This is a genomic window from Motilimonas eburnea, from assembly GCF_021295345.1.
Classification (GTDB): Bacteria; Pseudomonadota; Gammaproteobacteria; order Enterobacterales; family CBDFNC01; genus Motilimonas; species Motilimonas eburnea.
Genome location: NZ_JAIMJB010000002.1, coordinates 294,749 through 311,201, shown reverse-complemented (window position 1 = coordinate 311,201; position 16,453 = coordinate 294,749). Strand labels below are relative to the sequence as shown.

General features: G+C 46.8%; 17 protein-coding genes. 13 read left to right on the top strand and 4 right to left on the bottom strand.

Annotation, left to right across the window (positions count from 1 at the left end):
- The first annotated feature begins 572 nt into the window (after nucleotides 1–572).
- The 3 genes from K6Y21_RS03450 to K6Y21_RS03440 all read left to right on the top strand — a co-directional run bounded on the left by K6Y21_RS03450 (nucleotide 573) and on the right by K6Y21_RS03440 (nucleotide 6,616).
- Entirely contained in the window at nucleotides 573–1,808 is a 1,236-nt protein-coding gene (locus K6Y21_RS03450) for an outer membrane protein transport protein (protein ID WP_233070342.1), read from the top strand.
- A gap of 218 nt (nucleotides 1,809–2,026) precedes the next feature.
- Nucleotides 2,027–5,368: an ATP-binding protein gene (locus tag K6Y21_RS03445; RefSeq protein ID WP_233070340.1), complete on the top strand. Its 3,342-nt coding sequence runs from the start codon at nucleotides 2,027–2,029 to the stop codon at nucleotides 5,366–5,368.
- Between the two features lie 36 nt (nucleotides 5,369–5,404).
- A complete protein-coding gene (locus K6Y21_RS03440) occupies nucleotides 5,405–6,616 on the top strand; it encodes a response regulator (RefSeq protein ID WP_233070338.1) in 1,212 nt (403 codons plus the stop codon).
- Between the two features lie 11 nt (nucleotides 6,617–6,627).
- Here K6Y21_RS03440 and K6Y21_RS03435 read toward each other — a convergent pair whose 3' ends face one another.
- Nucleotides 6,628–6,846 carry a DUF2986 domain-containing protein gene (locus tag K6Y21_RS03435; protein WP_233070336.1) on the bottom strand — a complete coding sequence of 73 codons (219 nt, stop codon included), beginning with the start codon at nucleotides 6,844–6,846 and terminating at the stop codon, nucleotides 6,628–6,630.
- 77 nt (nucleotides 6,847–6,923) lie between these two features.
- On the opposite strand from K6Y21_RS03435, the gene K6Y21_RS21370 reads away from it, so the two are divergent.
- Entirely contained in the window at nucleotides 6,924–8,444 is a 1,521-nt protein-coding gene (locus K6Y21_RS21370) for a DUF2867 domain-containing protein (protein WP_233070335.1), read from the top strand.
- A gap of 10 nt (nucleotides 8,445–8,454) precedes the next feature.
- On the opposite strand, the gene K6Y21_RS03425 is transcribed toward K6Y21_RS21370, so the two are convergent.
- The 3 genes from K6Y21_RS03425 to K6Y21_RS03415 all read right to left on the bottom strand — a co-directional run bounded on the left by K6Y21_RS03425 (nucleotide 8,455) and on the right by K6Y21_RS03415 (nucleotide 9,689).
- On the bottom strand, nucleotides 8,455–8,811 hold the full coding sequence (locus tag K6Y21_RS03425; RefSeq protein ID WP_233070328.1) for a YibL family ribosome-associated protein: 357 nt from the start codon (nucleotides 8,809–8,811) through the stop codon (nucleotides 8,455–8,457).
- Between the two features lie 20 nt (nucleotides 8,812–8,831).
- A complete protein-coding gene (locus tag K6Y21_RS03420; RefSeq protein WP_233070326.1) occupies nucleotides 8,832–9,230 on the bottom strand; it encodes a DUF2750 domain-containing protein in 399 nt (132 codons plus the stop codon).
- Nucleotides 9,231–9,311: 81 nt separating this feature from the next.
- Complete coding sequence (locus tag K6Y21_RS03415) at nucleotides 9,312–9,689, bottom strand: glutaredoxin family protein (protein WP_233070323.1); 378 nt, start codon at nucleotides 9,687–9,689, stop codon at nucleotides 9,312–9,314.
- Between the two features lie 141 nt (nucleotides 9,690–9,830).
- Between K6Y21_RS03415 and K6Y21_RS03410 the strand changes: the two genes are divergently transcribed.
- From K6Y21_RS03410 to K6Y21_RS03370, 9 genes are all read left to right on the top strand, one after another.
- Nucleotides 9,831–11,423 carry a cryptochrome/deoxyribodipyrimidine photo-lyase family protein gene (locus K6Y21_RS03410; protein WP_233070321.1) on the top strand — a complete coding sequence of 531 codons (1,593 nt, stop codon included), beginning with the start codon at nucleotides 9,831–9,833 and terminating at the stop codon, nucleotides 11,421–11,423.
- Between the two features lie 2 nt (nucleotides 11,424–11,425).
- Nucleotides 11,426–11,563 (top strand): DUF2256 domain-containing protein, encoded by a 138-nt coding sequence (locus tag K6Y21_RS03405; RefSeq protein ID WP_233070384.1) that lies wholly within the window; start codon nucleotides 11,426–11,428, stop codon nucleotides 11,561–11,563.
- 92 nt (nucleotides 11,564–11,655) lie between these two features.
- On the top strand, nucleotides 11,656–12,270 hold the full coding sequence (locus K6Y21_RS03400) for a sugar O-acetyltransferase (RefSeq protein WP_233070319.1): 615 nt from the start codon (nucleotides 11,656–11,658) through the stop codon (nucleotides 12,268–12,270).
- A gap of 205 nt (nucleotides 12,271–12,475) precedes the next feature.
- Nucleotides 12,476–12,877, top strand: coding sequence for a glycine zipper family protein (locus K6Y21_RS03395; RefSeq protein WP_233070317.1), 402 nt, complete (start codon nucleotides 12,476–12,478; stop codon nucleotides 12,875–12,877).
- 390 nt (nucleotides 12,878–13,267) lie between these two features.
- Complete coding sequence (locus tag K6Y21_RS03390; protein ID WP_233070315.1) at nucleotides 13,268–13,837, top strand: hypothetical protein; 570 nt, start codon at nucleotides 13,268–13,270, stop codon at nucleotides 13,835–13,837.
- Nucleotides 13,838–14,128: 291 nt separating this feature from the next.
- Nucleotides 14,129–14,491: an MbcA/ParS/Xre antitoxin family protein gene (locus tag K6Y21_RS03385; protein ID WP_233070313.1), complete on the top strand. Its 363-nt coding sequence runs from the start codon at nucleotides 14,129–14,131 to the stop codon at nucleotides 14,489–14,491.
- Nucleotides 14,491–15,243: an RES family NAD+ phosphorylase gene (locus tag K6Y21_RS03380; RefSeq protein ID WP_233070311.1), complete on the top strand. Its 753-nt coding sequence runs from the start codon at nucleotides 14,491–14,493 to the stop codon at nucleotides 15,241–15,243. Before K6Y21_RS03385 ends, K6Y21_RS03380 begins: the two co-directional genes overlap by 1 nt.
- 52 nt (nucleotides 15,244–15,295) lie before the next feature.
- Nucleotides 15,296–15,700: a DUF1801 domain-containing protein gene (locus K6Y21_RS03375; RefSeq protein WP_233070309.1), complete on the top strand. Its 405-nt coding sequence runs from the start codon at nucleotides 15,296–15,298 to the stop codon at nucleotides 15,698–15,700.
- Between the two features lie 51 nt (nucleotides 15,701–15,751).
- On the top strand, nucleotides 15,752–16,447 hold the full coding sequence (locus tag K6Y21_RS03370; RefSeq protein ID WP_233070307.1) for an aspartate/glutamate racemase family protein: 696 nt from the start codon (nucleotides 15,752–15,754) through the stop codon (nucleotides 16,445–16,447).
- Nucleotides 16,448–16,453 lie beyond the last annotated feature (6 nt).

The following is a 16,453-nucleotide window of genomic DNA, read 5'->3' as shown; positions in this document are numbered from 1 at the left end:
GAGCTGTTAGTCGTATAGACAGGCAGCTGTGCACTAATTTTTGTTTTATTGCTGTCAGATGGCTGCAGCCATCTGACAGCAAGTAGGGTGCACGCTTATACTTCGCATTGGTATAACGTCGGCGCATTCTAGCATTTTTCTTTGCTGTTGTAATTCAAGGCCTACATTGTCTTAGGGTGAGCAAATGCAGGGAATGAGATTGTGCGCTTAGCGTTGCCTAATAATGAGGCTAAAAATGCCCACAGAATGTTAATGAAAATAATAAAAAAAGAAAGCAAAAAGTGACCAAATTCCTTAACAAACCCTGCAAATGCGGCCTATTTAACGCTACAGCTCCTGTTTTTTTATCTTAACTCCTTTAACTTAGGCATTTTTTGGCTAATGTTAAGCCTGTGTTACCAATGTTTTACAAAAAGGTTTCTTAAATAAATGTAATTAACAATTATTTGCTGTTTTGAGATAAGGGTGATTTGTTATTTGTGGTCACACAGGTAGAATCGCCGCCTTTCTGGTTGTCGGTCGCCATCACTAGACTGGCCCAATAACAGCAATCATCATTGATAGGACAGATTATGGTCGTAACTAAATCCCTTGCCAAACGTCTTGGAGTGTTGTCTCTGGCTTGTATCGCAGGCCCAAGTTGGGCAGCTGGCTTTCAACTTAACTCGCAATCAGCGACCGGCTTAGGCCGTGCATTTGCAGGCGATGCCGTGATCGGTGACAATGCCTCTGTGATGGCGCGTAATGCCGCGGCCATGACCTTGTTTGACAGCGCGGCCATGTCCCTTGGTTTTATTGTGCTAGATACGGATATCAAAGTAAAAAATTCACAATACACCAGTGTTTTTGCTCCGGGACAATCTTTTTCTGCTGATTTTAGTGATGCCGGTGATACTTCTGTTGCCCCTAACTTGCATGTGATCGTACCGATTAATGACCAATGGGTTTGGGGTGCGAACCTTTACAGCAATTTCGGCACCAAAACGGAATTTGACGCTAACTATGTTGCCCCTGAGTTTGGTGGTAAAACCGATGTTAAAAGCTTCAACTTAGGCGCCAGCTTAGCTTATCGCATTAATGAGCAGTGGAGTTTAGGCGCTGGATTAGACTTAGTTTACGGCAAAGGCAAGATGCGCCGCGCCCTAAACACGCCGGCGGGCCAACAACCTTTATTAGATATCGACGCCGACGGCTTTGCCCTTGGTTTTAATCTGGGGGCAATGTTTGAGTTAAATGCCAATAACCGGTTTGGATTATCTTACCGCTATAGCCCTAAACTGGAGGCCAAAGGCGACATCTTGTATGCCCCTAATCAAGCGAACCCCTTGATTAAAAACGACAAGCTGTATATGCCGCTGCCCGATATGATCGAATTTTCTGGCTATCATCGCGTTAGTGCACAGTGGGCCCTGCATTACAGTGTCCAGTGGATTGGATGGGATGCGTTTGATGTGCTTAAATCCGATGGACATGGCGTGATAAACCGCTATGAGTGGCAAGATGGTTTTCATTACGCCATTGGCGCGACTTATGAGCTTAACTCAAGCTGGACCTTACGTGCAGGCTATATGCATGATACCAGTGCCCAAGACAAGATCACGTCCATTTCCGTTCCTGACTCAGATCGTAATTGGTTCTCAGCAGGCTTTAGCTACCATCTAAATGCAAATTCAGCCATTGATGTAGGCGCAACCTACTTGATGGGTGAAGATGTGAAGGTGACCGAGCAATCTCCGTATTCCCAGTTAGAAGGTAAGACACGTGCTGATGCGGTGCTAGTCGGTGTGCAATACAGTCGCGCTTTCTAAAGCATTTACTTAACCTTGCTATGACTTCTTAAACTGGCAATCCCCTTGCGTGATTGCCAGTGTCCATTTAACTCTCCGATCTTCACGCCCCCCCAATCGCCATGCTTAAATCTATGTACTAAAGGGTTTTTTTCAGCCTTTTAGTGCGCGACCTTGGTCCTATCTGGATTTTATCAACTATATTGTAAATACGGATAAGAAACAGGTCACAGACGGATTTGGCACATTGCAGTACGGCCATGTTTCGCGGCATGACCCTAAAAAACGTTAAGGGACGAAGTGCAATGGTGCTGCCGAAAATGGATACTCAGGTACAGCCGTGGATAGAAAAAATGCTCGCGGCGATGCCGCATCCCGCATTGGTATGTGAGGCCAGTACAACGGAGTTTCACTTTTGCTTGATTAACCCGGCTTTCGAGCAATTATTCAATGACTTGGTCATAAATAAAGCGGACATATCCCATTATACCTTTGTCGACTTTTTGCCTTGGCGCGCTGCTGAAAAAGCCTTTGCCGCCCTCAATGAAAGTGTGCGAACCGGTCGCGCTTTGCAATGTAATTTGTCCCAAGACACGGAACAAAAAATCATCATCCAAATTAACCCTATCCATTGGCAAGGCGACACGGTTAATTTTAGCTTGCTGCAATTTCAGGCGTTAAGTCGTGACAATGACGTAGCAGGTGGGGGGCAACTGTCATTAACCGAACTGCTATTAGAGCAATTAGCCGAGCGCGAGCGTTTGTACCACAGTGTGTTTAGTCAAGCGGCCATTGGCATTGCGCGCCTTGATCTAACGGGGGCATTTATCGAGGTCAATCAGCGGCTCTGTCAGCACTTAAATTTCAGTGAAATAGAGTTACTGAGCTTAAACCTCCTTGAGGTGATATCGACGAAACAAGAAAGTCTGATGGCGGTACTTAAGGCATTAAACGACAAAGAAATTAGTTCTTATCGTTTTGAAACCTTGATCACGCGACGCAATAACACGCAATTCTGGGCTCTGCTGACCACCTCACTCGTGACGCACGCGAATGGTAAGCCCATGTATCTCACCCTCATGGTGGAAGACATTGATGCCAGTAAGGAAACCGAAAAAGAATTAAAACAAGCCAAACTCGAGCGTGAACATTTACTTAATTGCCGCTCGTTAGCATCAGAAGCCGGTGGTATTTGTAATTGGTCCATCAACTTAACCACCCTCGCTTTGGATTGGGATCAGCATATGTTCGAGATGTATGGGGTGCCGATGCAGGAAAACCTTACCTATCAGCATTGGCGCGATACGGTTCACCCAGAGGATGTCGAGGTGACGGAGCAAGCTTTCTTTCACAGCATAGCAAACAAAACGCCCTTTGATTGCGAGTTTAGAATAGTTAATCAAACCACAGGGGACATACGCGTGATCAAGGCTGCGGCGTTTGTGTTATACGAGCAAGGCGAGGCTATCGAGGCTTATGGTGTTAATGTGGATGTGACTAAAGAGCATGAGGTGCGCGCATTATTACAGCAGCAGGCACAAAAAGCAGAGCAAGCCAATGAAGCTAAATCGCGGTTTTTAGCGACCATGAGCCACGAAATTCGCACCCCGATGAATGGGGTGGTTGGCATGATAGATCTGCTAAAGAAAACGCCGCTTAATGCCAGTCAAGCCGATATGGTTAACACCATGCGTGATTCATCATTTGCCTTACTCGATATCATTAATGACGTGTTAGATTTTTCCAAAATCGAAGCGGGAAAAATGGTGTTGGATAAGGTGCCCTGTGCGTTATTGCAACTTACCGAAAAAACGTGCGATGCGCTTTGGGTCAATGCCCAAGAAAACCACGTCAATATTCGCCTGACGGCCACGCCAAATTTGCCGCAAAAATTGTTACTCGACCCCGTGAGAGTACGTCAGATCTTATTAAACCTGATGGCTAACAGTATTAAGTTCTCTCGCTCCAGTGTGGATAAGCTCGGCCTGTTACAGGTCAGCTTGGATGTTCATACAGACCATAGCAACCCCCCATTGAATACCCTTAAAATCCAAGTTGAAGATGATGGTGTGGGCATGACGCCCGAGCAGGTTGACAGTTTATTTAGCCCTTTTACCCAAGCAGACTCGTCCACCACACGAAAATTCGGTGGCACGGGATTGGGGCTGACCATTACCCACTCTTTAGTGGAAATGATGGGCGGTCGCATTGAAGTGCGCAGTGAATTGGGGGTAGGAAGTCGCTTTACGGTGATGATTCCAGTTGATCTTGAGCACCAAGCCACCATCTTTAATCAAGATGCCCTTGGGCTAGCCCAGCCTGTATTAGTTGCCATCAAAGATAATGTGTTACGCCAAAATTGCCATGGCGTGTTAACTGCCTTAGGATTGAAGGTCAAGTTAATGGGCGATGACACGACGACGATTCCAGACGAGATAACACATAAGGCCTTAGTGATCTCGGATCATGATCTGCCTAAAACCGCGCAACATTACCATATTCATCTGTTACCTAAGGCCCGTAACATGGGGGAAGATAGCACGGCCATTGTCGCACCCGATCAGTATCAGATGCGGGTTAATTTTATCAAACCCAGTGAATTGCTTCGTGCTATACAAAGCTTAACCAACCCTGATATAAACGAGCTACAAGACCATCATAGCAACCCGCAGTCGCATTTGGATGCGCCATTTTGTGTCCCCGCTGAATTCACGCTGCTGGTGGCTGAAGATCATCCCACTAACCGCAAGGTGCTCGCTAGCCAACTTGAACAGCTTGGGGTTGCTTTCAAAATGTGTGAGGATGGCGCACAAGCATGGCAGTGCTGGCAACAAGGGCATTACCCTTTGATATTAACAGATTGCCATATGCCCAATATGGATGGCTACGAATTAACCCGCCGGATCCGCTCAGCTGAACAACAACGCGCTGCCGAGATGGCCAACTCTGTCACCCCCCCGTGCGTGATCATTGCCATCACGGCCAATGCCATAGCAGAGCAGGCTGAGCAGGCCATTGCGCTCGGTTTTAATGATTATTTAACCAAGCCATTGGAGATGTTGGCGTTAAAAGAGACTTTATTTACTTGGCTGGAATGCCTCTATGACAATCTGTCCAGTGCGTCTGATGATGAAGTGTTAAACCAGACTCAGCAAGTTCAAGATCAGCATGTACATATCTATCCTGAAGAAGCGAATCCACAATCTGAGCCCCTAACGCAAGAGGTTGAGCCTTCACCCATAGATTACCCTTATTTGATCTCAGTGATTGGGATGGATGACAAGCAGCTCATCAATGAAATTTTGTTATTGTTTTGGCAAAACCTAAGCCAAGACGTTAACCAAATCCATCAACTCATCTTGGCTGAAACAGAGCACAACGCGGCTCGTTTAAAGCAGCTGGCACACGGGGCGAAGGGGGCTTGTCATTCAAGTGGTGCCTTAGTACTTGCTAAGCTATTTAAACAAGTAGAAGGGGCCCATGAGGATCAGGCAGAGGTCACGCGCTGTCTGGCCCGCATAGATAAAGAGCTGGCGAGACTTAAAGCGCAATTACAAGCAGATGGGGTGTTTGGGCAATGAGCAAACAGCAGCGCATGACAACAAGGTGGAGCCACAATGGAGAAGCGTAAGCAAACCAGTATTATCGTGTTTCACCAATCTCATGAAACACAAGACACGTTAAAAGCCGTGGTCCAGCCCAGCTTTCATCATGTTTTTTATGTCGATACCCGACTTGACCCAAAGGAATACTTGCTTTGCTTTCGCCAGCACCATCATAGCTTCTTGTTTGTGTTTGCCTATGACGACCCTCATGAGTCCCTCATGCTGAAGAAAAGTTTGCTAAAAAATACCTCCCTCGCACCTATTTTCAAATTGGCCCATGGCTTTTTTCTTATGTGTGACAAATCACATCGTGAGTTAGCCTATCAGCTTTGCGCCCAAGATAACTTCTACAGTTTTGAGACCATCAAGCCCATCTACGACAACAACAAGGTTAATCTCGCACTACGCCGAGCCATTGAGGTGATCAAAGCGGACATCCAATTCACCTTGCAAAAGCGAGAGCTTGCAAAGCTTAAGCAAGGCAAGGAACAATCCCTTGAGAGCCTGTGCGCGTCTATTCGCCATGCTCAAGTTGATCAATCCAAGTTATTTGACGAAGTTATTAGTCATACCGAAGGCCTACTGGGTAAAATTACCGCACAAGAATTCAGTCAATCTTTAAAGAAAGTGGCGGGAAACTTATCAGGGCAAGACATGGCGCGTTTACTGGACGTACTTAAGTCAGTGTCGATTGCGCCAGAATTGAACAAGCTTAAGAAAAATAATGAGCAATCTTTTCAAGCGCTACAGAGTGCTGTTAGCCCAGTGAAAAAAACAGCCTCGACCGAGCCCCTAAGCCAATCGGTGTCGGTGTTAACCAGCCCCAAGGAAAAGCCGGCCAAAGAAAGTAAACCCATGACCATCGTCGTGGCCGATGATCAGCCCGTGCTGTTGAAAATTTTATGCTCAATCTTACAACCCAATGGATTTAAGGTTGAAACAGCCTCAAATGGGGCAGAAGCGTTAATGAAGGCAAAAGTGGTTGTGCCCGACCTTATGTTGCTTGATATTGATATGCCGATCTTGAATGGGATAGAAACCATTAAGGCTTGTAAAAAAATTCCAAATTTGGCACAGGTTCCTATTATTATGTTGACGAGTTTTTCAGACAAAGAGCACTTTAAAATGTGCTTAGAAACCGGTGCCGTAGACTATATCGTTAAACCCACCAACGCCGACACCTTATTGAAAAAAGTCCACTCGGTGTTGGCTGCGCAAACATAACATGTAAAGGACTATTGCGCTAAGTGGCTGTTTGTCTCTGTTGGATTCTCTGACGTTGCACTTGCGTCTAACGGGCCGTTATCTGGCTGTGAGGGTGTTGGGCTGTTGAGCTCAAGTTTTGCTCGCTCTGCTTTGGAAATATACTTAGGTTTATTACTGTGGCGCTGTTTCGCATTGGCTCTTTTTTGGCGTTTCTTTAATTCTTGGTTGATTTTCTTCTTTCTGTTCATCAGATTGTTATCATATTGTCGTAGTGTCGATGGGCAACATTGTAACTGACTCAAGCCTTAAGCATAAGGAGTAAACGGTGAATATATTAGTCATAGGTGCCTTAGGAACCGTAGGGCGCCATTTAGTACCGCAGTTGGTTGCAAGGGGCCATCATGTCAGCATCACTTCACGCAGTGCTAGCAAACCCGTTCCTTGGCCAGATCTGCCTTGCCAGCGTTTCACCCTTGACTTACTTAAGCCTGATTCCATCGCTTGTGCCCTTGATAATATCGAGGTGGTTTACTATTTAATGCACGGCATGACGGATGGCCAACATTACAGTGACACCGAACAGCAAGCCGCGCGTAATTTGGTGATGGCGGTACAAGGCACTCAGGTCAAGCGTATTATCTATTTGGGTAGCCTAGTCTCGGGAAACCCACAATCTGAGCACATGAAGTCACGGGTGACCACAGGGCATATTTTAGCTGGGTCGGCGATCCCGGTGACCGAGATAAGGGCGGGCATTATTGTTGCGCCGGGCTCGGCGGCATTTGAAGTGATGCGTGATGTCGTGGGTCATATCCCGATCTTTTTTGCCCCCCGTAGTATTAAGCATCTTGCTCCGCCCATTGCGATAGACAACCTCATCTTTTACCTGGTTGAGCTACTTAATCATCCCGATTCAGCCGGTCAAATTTATGATGCCACTGGCCCTGAGTGGATCAGTTATCAGCATATGATGCAAGTTATTGCAAAAAAATTGGCCAAGCCTTGTCAAATTATCGCCATTAAGGGCTTGCCGGTAAGCTGGACCCAATGGGTGCTTGGTATCATTACCTCGGTGCCAAAACCATTAGCTAAGGCTTTATTAGCCGGGTTAGAAGAGCCATTACAAGGCAGTGGATTACGTTTGCAAACTTTGATCCCGCAACCCTTGTTAAGTATTGAGCAAGGGGTGGACGCGGTGCTGGCCACAGAGCAGACCCCGAGTTACCCGAAACGCTGGCAAGACGGCATTCCCGAGTTTCGTAATTTTTCCCCGTTACATGGCTTTTATGCAAAACGCGCGGCCCATACGATCTCAATTAAGGCGCACCCCGCTAAAATATGGCAAGTATTAAACCGCCTTGGTGGTGAAGACAGGTATTTTTATGCCAATGGGTTGTGGGCAATGCGTGAATGGATGGATCACCTTGCTGGTGGGGGTGGGCGACAGCACGGTCGTGATGATAAAACACAGTTTGTGGTGGGAGAGCGAGTGGATTCTTGGCGTATATTAAGTGTGATCCCTGAGCGGCTATTGGTGATGAAATTTGGTATGAAAGCCCCAGGCGGTGGCGGTATGCAATTGAGCATCACGCCGACAAACAACGAGCCGGCCAAGCCAGAATGTGAACTGAGTATCGAGCTGTTGTGGCACCCTGCGGGGTTTTGGGGGTTAGCCTATTGGTATTTCTTTGCCCCTTGGCATGCATTATTACTGCATGGCATGGCTGATAAAATAGCTAGCTTAGCCCAGCAATTACAGCAAGCTGAGCCTATACCATTAGCGCAAGAGGCTTCGATGGCTCCTCGTAAGTCGCCTCACGAGGCTGCCTCTCGACCAGCGAGGTAAGGTGGGGGGGTTAAAACGGTTTTGGTGCGAAACCCGTTACCTCTTTTATCCCTAAATCTCTGCCGAGCGCCGTCATTGGGTGCACCACAATCAGACCTTTTACCGACTTTTTCAGTGCGCCCATGTCAGCTTGCTCTTGCTTGGTAAGCACGCGTTTAAAAGGCATTTTTAAAACGGCACTGCCCTGATTACCAATCTCATACGCTTGCTTGCCTTTGAGGTTTTTAATCTTTTTCTCTGCTTTGGCAATTTCAAGTTTAAATTGTTTGATCATGGCCACATCATCGCGCTCATAAGCGGCATTGAGCTTGTGCTTAAATTTATCAAGCTTGTTGTTCCAGTTTTGTAGCTCTTTATTTACATTCATTGGGTTATCTCTGCTCAGGCTTATTTGCGTGATTTGTTTTTCTTTTGTTGTTGTTTGCTCAGCTCAAAGTCGAGCTCGTCAGGGGTAATAACGAGGCCTTCTTCATCGATTTTTGGAAACACAACAATCGCCAGTTGGTCGTCTTCTAAACCGGGTGTCCAGCGTGCTTGCCAATCTTTGAGGGAAATGGCTTTGGCTTCGCAGTCTTGCCAATCGCCGGTGGCCCAATCTTGTGCAAAGGCTTGGCTTGGCCACACAGGAACACAATCCTCATCATCGGTATTGAGCATGACACAGCCATGTTGGTCGGTTAGGATCCACAATTGCTGCTGCTTGACGGTTTCTTTAACTAGGTATTGATATCGTTGCTCCGCATCATAGCTGGCGATGGCGTCGAGCTGATTTTGCGCTAAAGACATAAGGCGTTCCTGTTGTCATGGCGAGCGTGATAGCGTTGGCTCGCAGTGTAAAAATAGTGATGTATTAACCTAATCATTGAACTAATTAGCAAATTCCTTGGCTAAATAAGCATTAATGTCCGATGACTCATACATCCAAATGGTTTGTATCTCGCCTTGCTCGTTACGTTGGTCAATTCGCAAACAGGGCACCTTGACACGGCCGCCACCTGCTTGCAGCTCGGCTTGATGCTGCAAATCATTTTTCGCATCACGCAGTTCAATGCCTAAGCCCAAACGCTTGATTTGGCGTCTGACTTTGACACAAAACGGGCAAGCTTCAAATTGATACAAGGCCAAAGATTGAGTTTGCTTGTCAACTTGCTGCTGGCGCTCTGGCGTTCGCTGAAGGCTTTTGGGTGGAGTTAACGCATTAACCAATAAAATAATGCGACCAAGTAGCCAACGTATTAACTTCATCAACGACTTCCTATCTATGCTGATTGATCTGGCGGGCATCATAACAAAGATTGGTAGCCGGCAGAAGTCGGCGATTAAACCAAAGCCGCGATCAAGGCGTAAACCCTAGCAGATATCTTGTTAGTAGGATGAGCCATTCAGATGACAACCCCTAAAGAGATGCCCGTGGCGGTGGTTTGGTTAAAGCGCGATCTACGCCTACGGGATCATGAGCCCTTGCTTAAAGCCGCACAATCGGGTTTTCGTGTACTCATGCTGTATTGTTTCGAACCGTTCCAGCTTGAAGATGAGCACTACCGTTGGCGCCATTGGCTATTTGTGTTGCAATCATTACAGGACATGGCAGCACAACTTCCAGAATATGCCTTGGTGGTAAGTGAGCAAGACGCCGTTTCAACACTGAATCATTTGCATCAAGCAGTGCCCATTAGCGCGATTTTTTCTCATCAAGAGGTGGGGCTAGCAAATACCTATCAACGGGATAAAGACATGGCAACTTGGTGTCAAAGGCATCAAGTCAACTGGCACCAAAGCCCCTATGCCAGTGTGATCCGTGGGCTATCGCAACGTGATAACTGGCAAAAAAATTGGCACGCAGTGATGCGATCCGAATGTAAAAATTGCGTTCTTAACCAAGTGAACTGGTTGTGTTTGCCCGCTACAACATGGCAATCGTTGGGATTGACTCGCCCCCGTCAAGTCAACATCGGTGAACTGCAAAAACACGTGGCCAAAGCCCATGACAAACAAGTGCGTTTTGATGAACAAACCGGTGAGTTTCAACAAGGCGGTGAGCGCCATGCTCATCAAGCTCTGGCGAGTTTTTTCAACGAGCGAGGCAAACCTTATTACTACTCTTTGTCTAGCCCCACTCGTAGTCAAACACATTGCTCAAGGTTATCGGCTTATTTGGCATGGGGAAACCTGAGCCTTCGTCAGGTTTATCAGGCAACCTTGACCCATTGGCAGCAACAGGGCTGGCGGCGAAGTTTGGTTGCCTTTAGTTCACGTTTACATTGGCATTGCCACTTTATTCAAAAATTCGAAAGTCAGTCAGAGATTGAATTTGAGCCAATGAATGAGGGCTATCAAACCATGCCATACATAGAAGGCGAGCTAGCCGACCAGCGATTGCTGGCCTGGCAACAGGGCCAAACGGGTATTCCTATGGTGGATGCCTGTATGCGCTGCTTGTTGGCAACGGGCTACCTCAACTTTCGCATGCGAGCCATGTTGGTCAGTTTTTTGTGCCACCACCTTGATGTGAATTGGCAACGAGGGGTCAAGCATCTCGCCAGTGTGTTTCTCGATTTTGAACCCGGTATTCACTACAGCCAATTTCATATGCAAGCAGGCATTACCGGCATCAACACCATTCGGATCTACAACCCCATCAAACAAGGGGCTGATCAAGACAGTGAGGGAGAATTTGTAAGGCGCTGGTGCCCTGAGCTTGCCCAGTTACCTAATGAACTGATCCATACACCTTGGCAAATGACGCAGATGGAGCGGCTATTTTATCAAGTTGATTTAGGGGCCGATTATCCGTTTCCCATCGTGGACATCAAACAAAGCTACCAAGCGGCTCAGACCAAGCTGTGGCATTGGCGAAACATGCCCATTGTGAAGCAGCAGGTGGCTGGCATATTACGGCGCCATGTTCAGCCTAAATCAATGTCAAGTAAGCGTAAACCAAAAGCGGTTAAGCAGCATCATTCAGGGGGAAGGCAATGAAAATGACGCGCAAGTCTCAATTGCCGACCAAAATATGCTGTGTTTGCCAGCGTCCTTTTAGTTGGCGAAAAAAATGGCAACGAGACTGGGAACACGTTAAATACTGTTCGGTGCGATGCCGAAATAATAAATCAAGCTGATGACATAGCCCTTAAAATTTAGATATTTATGTTGTTGAAGGGGCGATTTATAGCTAGGATGCAAATGAGTACCTAGCTGGAGCGACAAGACGATGAGCCATTCACTTGATGACTTTGAGGTTAAAATCCCCATCTCCCCTGAATTGTTTGCCTTTCAAACCCAAGTGAAAGAAAAGCTTTACGATTTTAATCATGCTAGGCCGTCCCAGCATAAACTCAAAAGCAACATTTTGTCTTCACTGCTTGGCAGCCATAATGGCGCTAACATTGTGCCGCCATTTTATTGCGATATGGGCAAAAATATTCATTTTGCTGAGGGGGGCTTTTTAAATGCAGGGGTTAAAATATTAGATATCGCACCCGTGCATTTTGGTCGTTATGTGCAAATTGGCCCTAACTCGGTGATCAGCACCGCAGGCCATCCTTTGGATATGGCTGATCGCGTTTTACCTTTTGCCACCGGTAACCCTATCAACATTGGTGACAGTGTTTGGTTGGGGGCTGGCGTCATCGTATTAGGCGGGGTTACCATAGGGGCGCGCAGCGTGATTGGCGCGGGCAGTGTGGTGACAAAAGACATCCCCGAGGACTGCTTGGCCGTTGGCTCCCCGTGTAAAGTGATCCGAAAGATTGAACATGGAGAAATTCCAAGTGAAGCTGAGCTGCTTGAGATGTGGCGACCTATGATAGAACTAAAACAAGAGTAGGGCACTTTCAGTTCTTTATCTTTACGGGTTGTGTTGCCTGAACCTTAATTGGTCTGGCTTCACGCTCGTTGCACCTTCACTGCACCCGGTTTGATCCCTTTTGTCTCTTCATCATTACACTTTCATACATTTGATAACAAAAAGACCACAGATCCATCTTGCTGGTGGCGCTATTGTGTTCATAGTTTAACAACGGAGTGATGTTATGAAATGTCGAATGATTGCTTTATCTTTAGTGGGGGGGCTGGCGGTGTCGACCATGGGATGTTCTTATAACAGGGCGCCTGTGGTGGATATGACAAAAGTGGATCCGCAGCAATATCAAGCCGATCGCGAATATTGCGAAAGCTACGCCGAACAATTAGACAAGCAAGAATACGCTAAAACAGAAGGGATCAATGGTGCGGTATCGGGGGCATTGGTTGGTGGCGTGGCGGGTGCGATTGACGAAGGCTTAGAAGGCGCGTTAATTGGCGCAGCAATAGGCAGTGCGATCGGTGCGGGTGCAGGGGCGTTAGGCGGCGCCAATGACGCAACCAAGCAACAAGCCTTAGTATTACGCAATTGCTTAGAACAAAAAGGTTACAAGGTATATGACAAAGAATAATTATGCCATCATGCTTTTTTGTATTGATGACTCATATCCAATACCAAACTTGGTAACAGATTAGGCAATAAACTAATAGGATGAGGCAGTTATTTGGCGGGGCAAAAATCAGGTTACGCTTTAGACTAGTCTATTGACTTATCTCTAGACTTGCTCCTGAAATCGTCCTTAGCTTGTCTTTGGTTGTCGCTCTTGGCTTTAGCGCTGTATCTTAGCTCTCTGTGTTAGCACGGTATTGTGATAATGAGATCTGCCGCAAGCTTGAGCAGGCGCAATTTGCCGCGCGTGAATCATGCTTTATAATGCACGGCTTAAATTTAGCGCAAGCCGAAACGGACGCGTTGGCACATTTGTGTCAGTTACCTGCATCGCCAATGGAATAAAGTAGTAATGAAGTTAGCTAAACGTCAAGCACGAGCCAAGAACAAAAAACAAAAATACAACCAGCAAAAAGCCTTAAAAGCGCAGCGATTAGCTGAGCGTAAACAAAACGCAAGTCGTCCCGCGGTTGCCCAAAAACCTAAGGCCGAGCCGGTTGTAGAGCCAATCCAACAAGCGACTCAATCTGTCGAGCCAGCGCAGCCTGCGGCAGTGGAAAAAACTGAAAGTGAGCCAAGTGTTGCGTCAACATTTTCTGTTAACCACCCCCTAGACACCATCACTGCAATTGAAAAAGCAATTGAAAAAGATGAGTTTACACCGACTTTGTTAGGTAAGCTATTTGATGTTGGCGCGGCAAAAATTAACACCTTGTTGGAGCAGTTAGGCTTACAAACAGCAAAAGAGCCAGGTAAACCCCGTGAGGTGAGTGCTGCAGGTGAGGCTTATGTGGCTAAGGCTAAAGCGGCTGGTTTTACCTGGAAGTTTGCCGTGGTTGAGCCGTTAGCGAGCCTCAATGATCTTACCTTAGATCAAGATCTGGTTGACCCTCAGTATCGCCAGTTTGCGTTAGCAGAATAATCCCCTTCAAAGGTTGTTAAGGTGCTCGCTTGAGCCTACTCGCCGCAGTACATGTGGTGATGGGATCCCCGAGCGTGCATCCTTGTCTCTTCTCGCAAAACCCAAAAATCCAAGCAATCTGTAAAGTGTGCCCTTCACAAGTGCGCCATCAAGTTGATATAGGCATTCGTACCAACATATAGCGGAAATGGGTTTTCTGTTAGCTGGTTGTGGCCTGCTTCTGGATAGGTTTGTTAATTTTGCACGCTGGCGCTATAATATGTGCAAAAGTGACATTTAGACGGAGGAGATATGGCTGCATTAGAACAAGCTGTGGTGACACCAAATCAAGTATTGGCTAAGGCACTACTCAACGTAGGTGAGCAACTTGCGTTAAACAAAACAGAACTTGCGGCGGTCATTGGCATCCACCGTACCGGCTTAAGCCGATTAACAGCGCTCGACCCTAAGTCGAAACAAGGTGAGTTGGCCCTGTTATTGATCCGGCTAGCACGTGCACTTTATGCGTCAACCGGGGGGGATAAGCAGTGGATGCAACATTTTATGCAAAGCCACAATAAAATCACCCGGGGTGTGCCTAAAGAGCAAATCAAGTCCATTCAGGGTTTGATGACCGTATTACGTTACCTTGATGGTATGCGAGGCAAGCTTTAATGTTGTGGCAAGCATGCCAAGGTGAAAAAGCCATCACGCCCGTTGACGGGGTATTATATCGTTTGGTTGAAAGCCAAGAGCAAATTGCTACCTTGTCACTGGTCGATAACCTTGATGAACAAGCCATCCTTGAAGATTTGCTCGAACAGGCCAAGCCAGACTACCCGAGCCAAGATTTAGCCCACGGCGATCTGCATTATTTGTTAAAAACCCCGTTTCGTTATCCACCCCTGCAATGGGGCTCTCGCTTTGGTCAAACCCATGAGCCAAGTATTTTCTACGGCGGCGCATCAGAGCAGGCCACGCTAATTGAGTCAGCCTATTATCGCTTTGTGTTTTGGTATGCGATGGACGCCCCGCCCATCAAAGCCAAGATGCGCACGGAGCACACCTTATTTACCGTTGGCTATCAAACCGACAAAGGTATTAAGCTGCACCAAGCTCCATTTGACGGGCATAGCGACCTGGTAAACCCCACCGATTACCGTATTTGCCAGCAATTAGGCTCAGCCATGCGTGAAGCGGGTGTGATTGCTTTTGAATATCAATCTGCCCGAGGTAAAACAGGGGATATTTGCGTGGGTTTGTTTGAGCCACAAGCCTTAGTTCAACGCCAGCCCCTTGCGACCTTTGGCATTTTGTGTGAAATTGATGCCGACACGGTGGCGTTTAAACTGCTACACCAAAACCAAGTTGTGCGCTTTAGTATCAATGACTTTTTAATTAATGGTGAGCTGCCGTTTCCAGCGTAATCTGAGCTTGCAGCTTGCTTAATTTACGATCAGCTTTCCAAGGTGGTGATGAATGAACCCAGTGGTAAAAGCCCATTTCGCAACTTATCCCGACCATGTAAGCGCGCCGCTAGTAAAAATGCGCGCACTCATCTTTGCGCTTGCCGAGCAGCTAACGGCGGAGCCAGTAGAAGAAAGTTTAAAATGGGGTGAGCCGAGTTATCGCGTTAAAACAGGAAGCCCTGTCAGGATCGATTGGAAACCAAACACACCTGATCATTACTACCTGTTTTTTCATTGCCAAACTAAGCTAGTCGATACCTTTCGTGAGCTTTATGGTGAGCAATTACGCTTTGAAGGTAATCGAGCCATTGTGTTGTCATTAACTCAGCCGTTACCCGAAGCCCCGATTAGGCATTGCCTGACCTTGGCTCTCACTTATCAGCAGCGAAAGCACTTACCTTTACTGGGTGCTTAGTAACGTATTTCCATCAATGACAGTGATGTTCAACTTTAAGCGGGAGGTAAGATGAAGACCATAGGGTTAATCGGCGGCATGAGTTGGGAGTCCACCGTTAGTTATTACCAAGCCCTCAATCGAGGCGTAAAAGCACAGATGGGTGGTTTGCATTCGGCTAAACTGTGCTTGTTTAGCCTTGATTTCGATGAAATTGAAAAATTACAGCGTCAAGGTGATTGGCCTAAGATGACTCAAATCTTAACGGACGCCGCCCAAGCAGTAGAGCGTGCAGGCGCAGACTTTTTAATGATTTGCACAAATACTATGCATAAAGTGGCCCCAGAAATAGCCGCCAACATCTCCATTCCCATCTTACATATTGCCGATGCGACAGGTACAAAGCTAAAAGACGACGGTATCACTAAGGTGGGATTGCTGGGAACGCGTTTTACCATGGCTCAAGACTTTTATAAGGGAAGAATAAGCCAGCACTTTGATATTGAAGTCTTGGTTCCTACTGAAGATGAACAAACCCAGATCCACGACATTATTTACAATGAACTATGCCAAGGTGTTATAAAGCCAGAGTCAAAGGACATATATTCGAATATAATCAGTCTGTTACATCAGAAAGGAGCTCAAGGCATTATTTTGGGCTGTACGGAAATTGCTTTATTGATAAACCAAGGCGACACTGACGTGCCCTTATATGATACCACTGCGATCCACGCAGAGCAGGGGATACAATGGGCGCTATCGCGATAACATGAT

What these genes read in the sequence shown, in the direction of transcription:
- K6Y21_RS03450 (WP_233070342.1), top strand. Translation starts at nt 573, where the DNA reads ATGGTCGTAACTAAATCCCTTGCCAAACGTCTTGGAGTGTTGTCTCTG.
- K6Y21_RS03440 (WP_233070338.1), top strand. Translation starts at nt 5,405, where the DNA reads ATGGAGAAGCGTAAGCAAACCAGTATTATCGTGTTTCACCAATCTCAT.
- K6Y21_RS03435 (WP_233070336.1), bottom strand. Translation starts at nt 6,846, where the DNA reads ATGAACAGAAAGAAGAAAATCAACCAAGAATTAAAGAAACGCCAAAAA.
- K6Y21_RS03425 (WP_233070328.1), bottom strand. Translation starts at nt 8,811, where the DNA reads ATGAATGTAAATAAAGAGCTACAAAACTGGAACAACAAGCTTGATAAA.
- K6Y21_RS03420 (WP_233070326.1), bottom strand. Translation starts at nt 9,230, where the DNA reads ATGTCTTTAGCGCAAAATCAGCTCGACGCCATCGCCAGCTATGATGCG.
- K6Y21_RS03415 (WP_233070323.1), bottom strand. Translation starts at nt 9,689, where the DNA reads ATGAAGTTAATACGTTGGCTACTTGGTCGCATTATTTTATTGGTTAAT.
- K6Y21_RS03410 (WP_233070321.1), top strand. Translation starts at nt 9,831, where the DNA reads ATGACAACCCCTAAAGAGATGCCCGTGGCGGTGGTTTGGTTAAAGCGC.
- K6Y21_RS03405 (WP_233070384.1), top strand. Translation starts at nt 11,426, where the DNA reads ATGACGCGCAAGTCTCAATTGCCGACCAAAATATGCTGTGTTTGCCAG.
- K6Y21_RS03400 (WP_233070319.1), top strand. Translation starts at nt 11,656, where the DNA reads ATGAGCCATTCACTTGATGACTTTGAGGTTAAAATCCCCATCTCCCCT.
- K6Y21_RS03395 (WP_233070317.1), top strand. Translation starts at nt 12,476, where the DNA reads ATGAAATGTCGAATGATTGCTTTATCTTTAGTGGGGGGGCTGGCGGTG.
- K6Y21_RS03390 (WP_233070315.1), top strand. Translation starts at nt 13,268, where the DNA reads ATGAAGTTAGCTAAACGTCAAGCACGAGCCAAGAACAAAAAACAAAAA.
- K6Y21_RS03385 (WP_233070313.1), top strand. Translation starts at nt 14,129, where the DNA reads ATGGCTGCATTAGAACAAGCTGTGGTGACACCAAATCAAGTATTGGCT.
- K6Y21_RS03380 (WP_233070311.1), top strand. Translation starts at nt 14,491, where the DNA reads ATGTTGTGGCAAGCATGCCAAGGTGAAAAAGCCATCACGCCCGTTGAC.
- K6Y21_RS03375 (WP_233070309.1), top strand. Translation starts at nt 15,296, where the DNA reads ATGAACCCAGTGGTAAAAGCCCATTTCGCAACTTATCCCGACCATGTA.
- K6Y21_RS03370 (WP_233070307.1), top strand. Translation starts at nt 15,752, where the DNA reads ATGAAGACCATAGGGTTAATCGGCGGCATGAGTTGGGAGTCCACCGTT.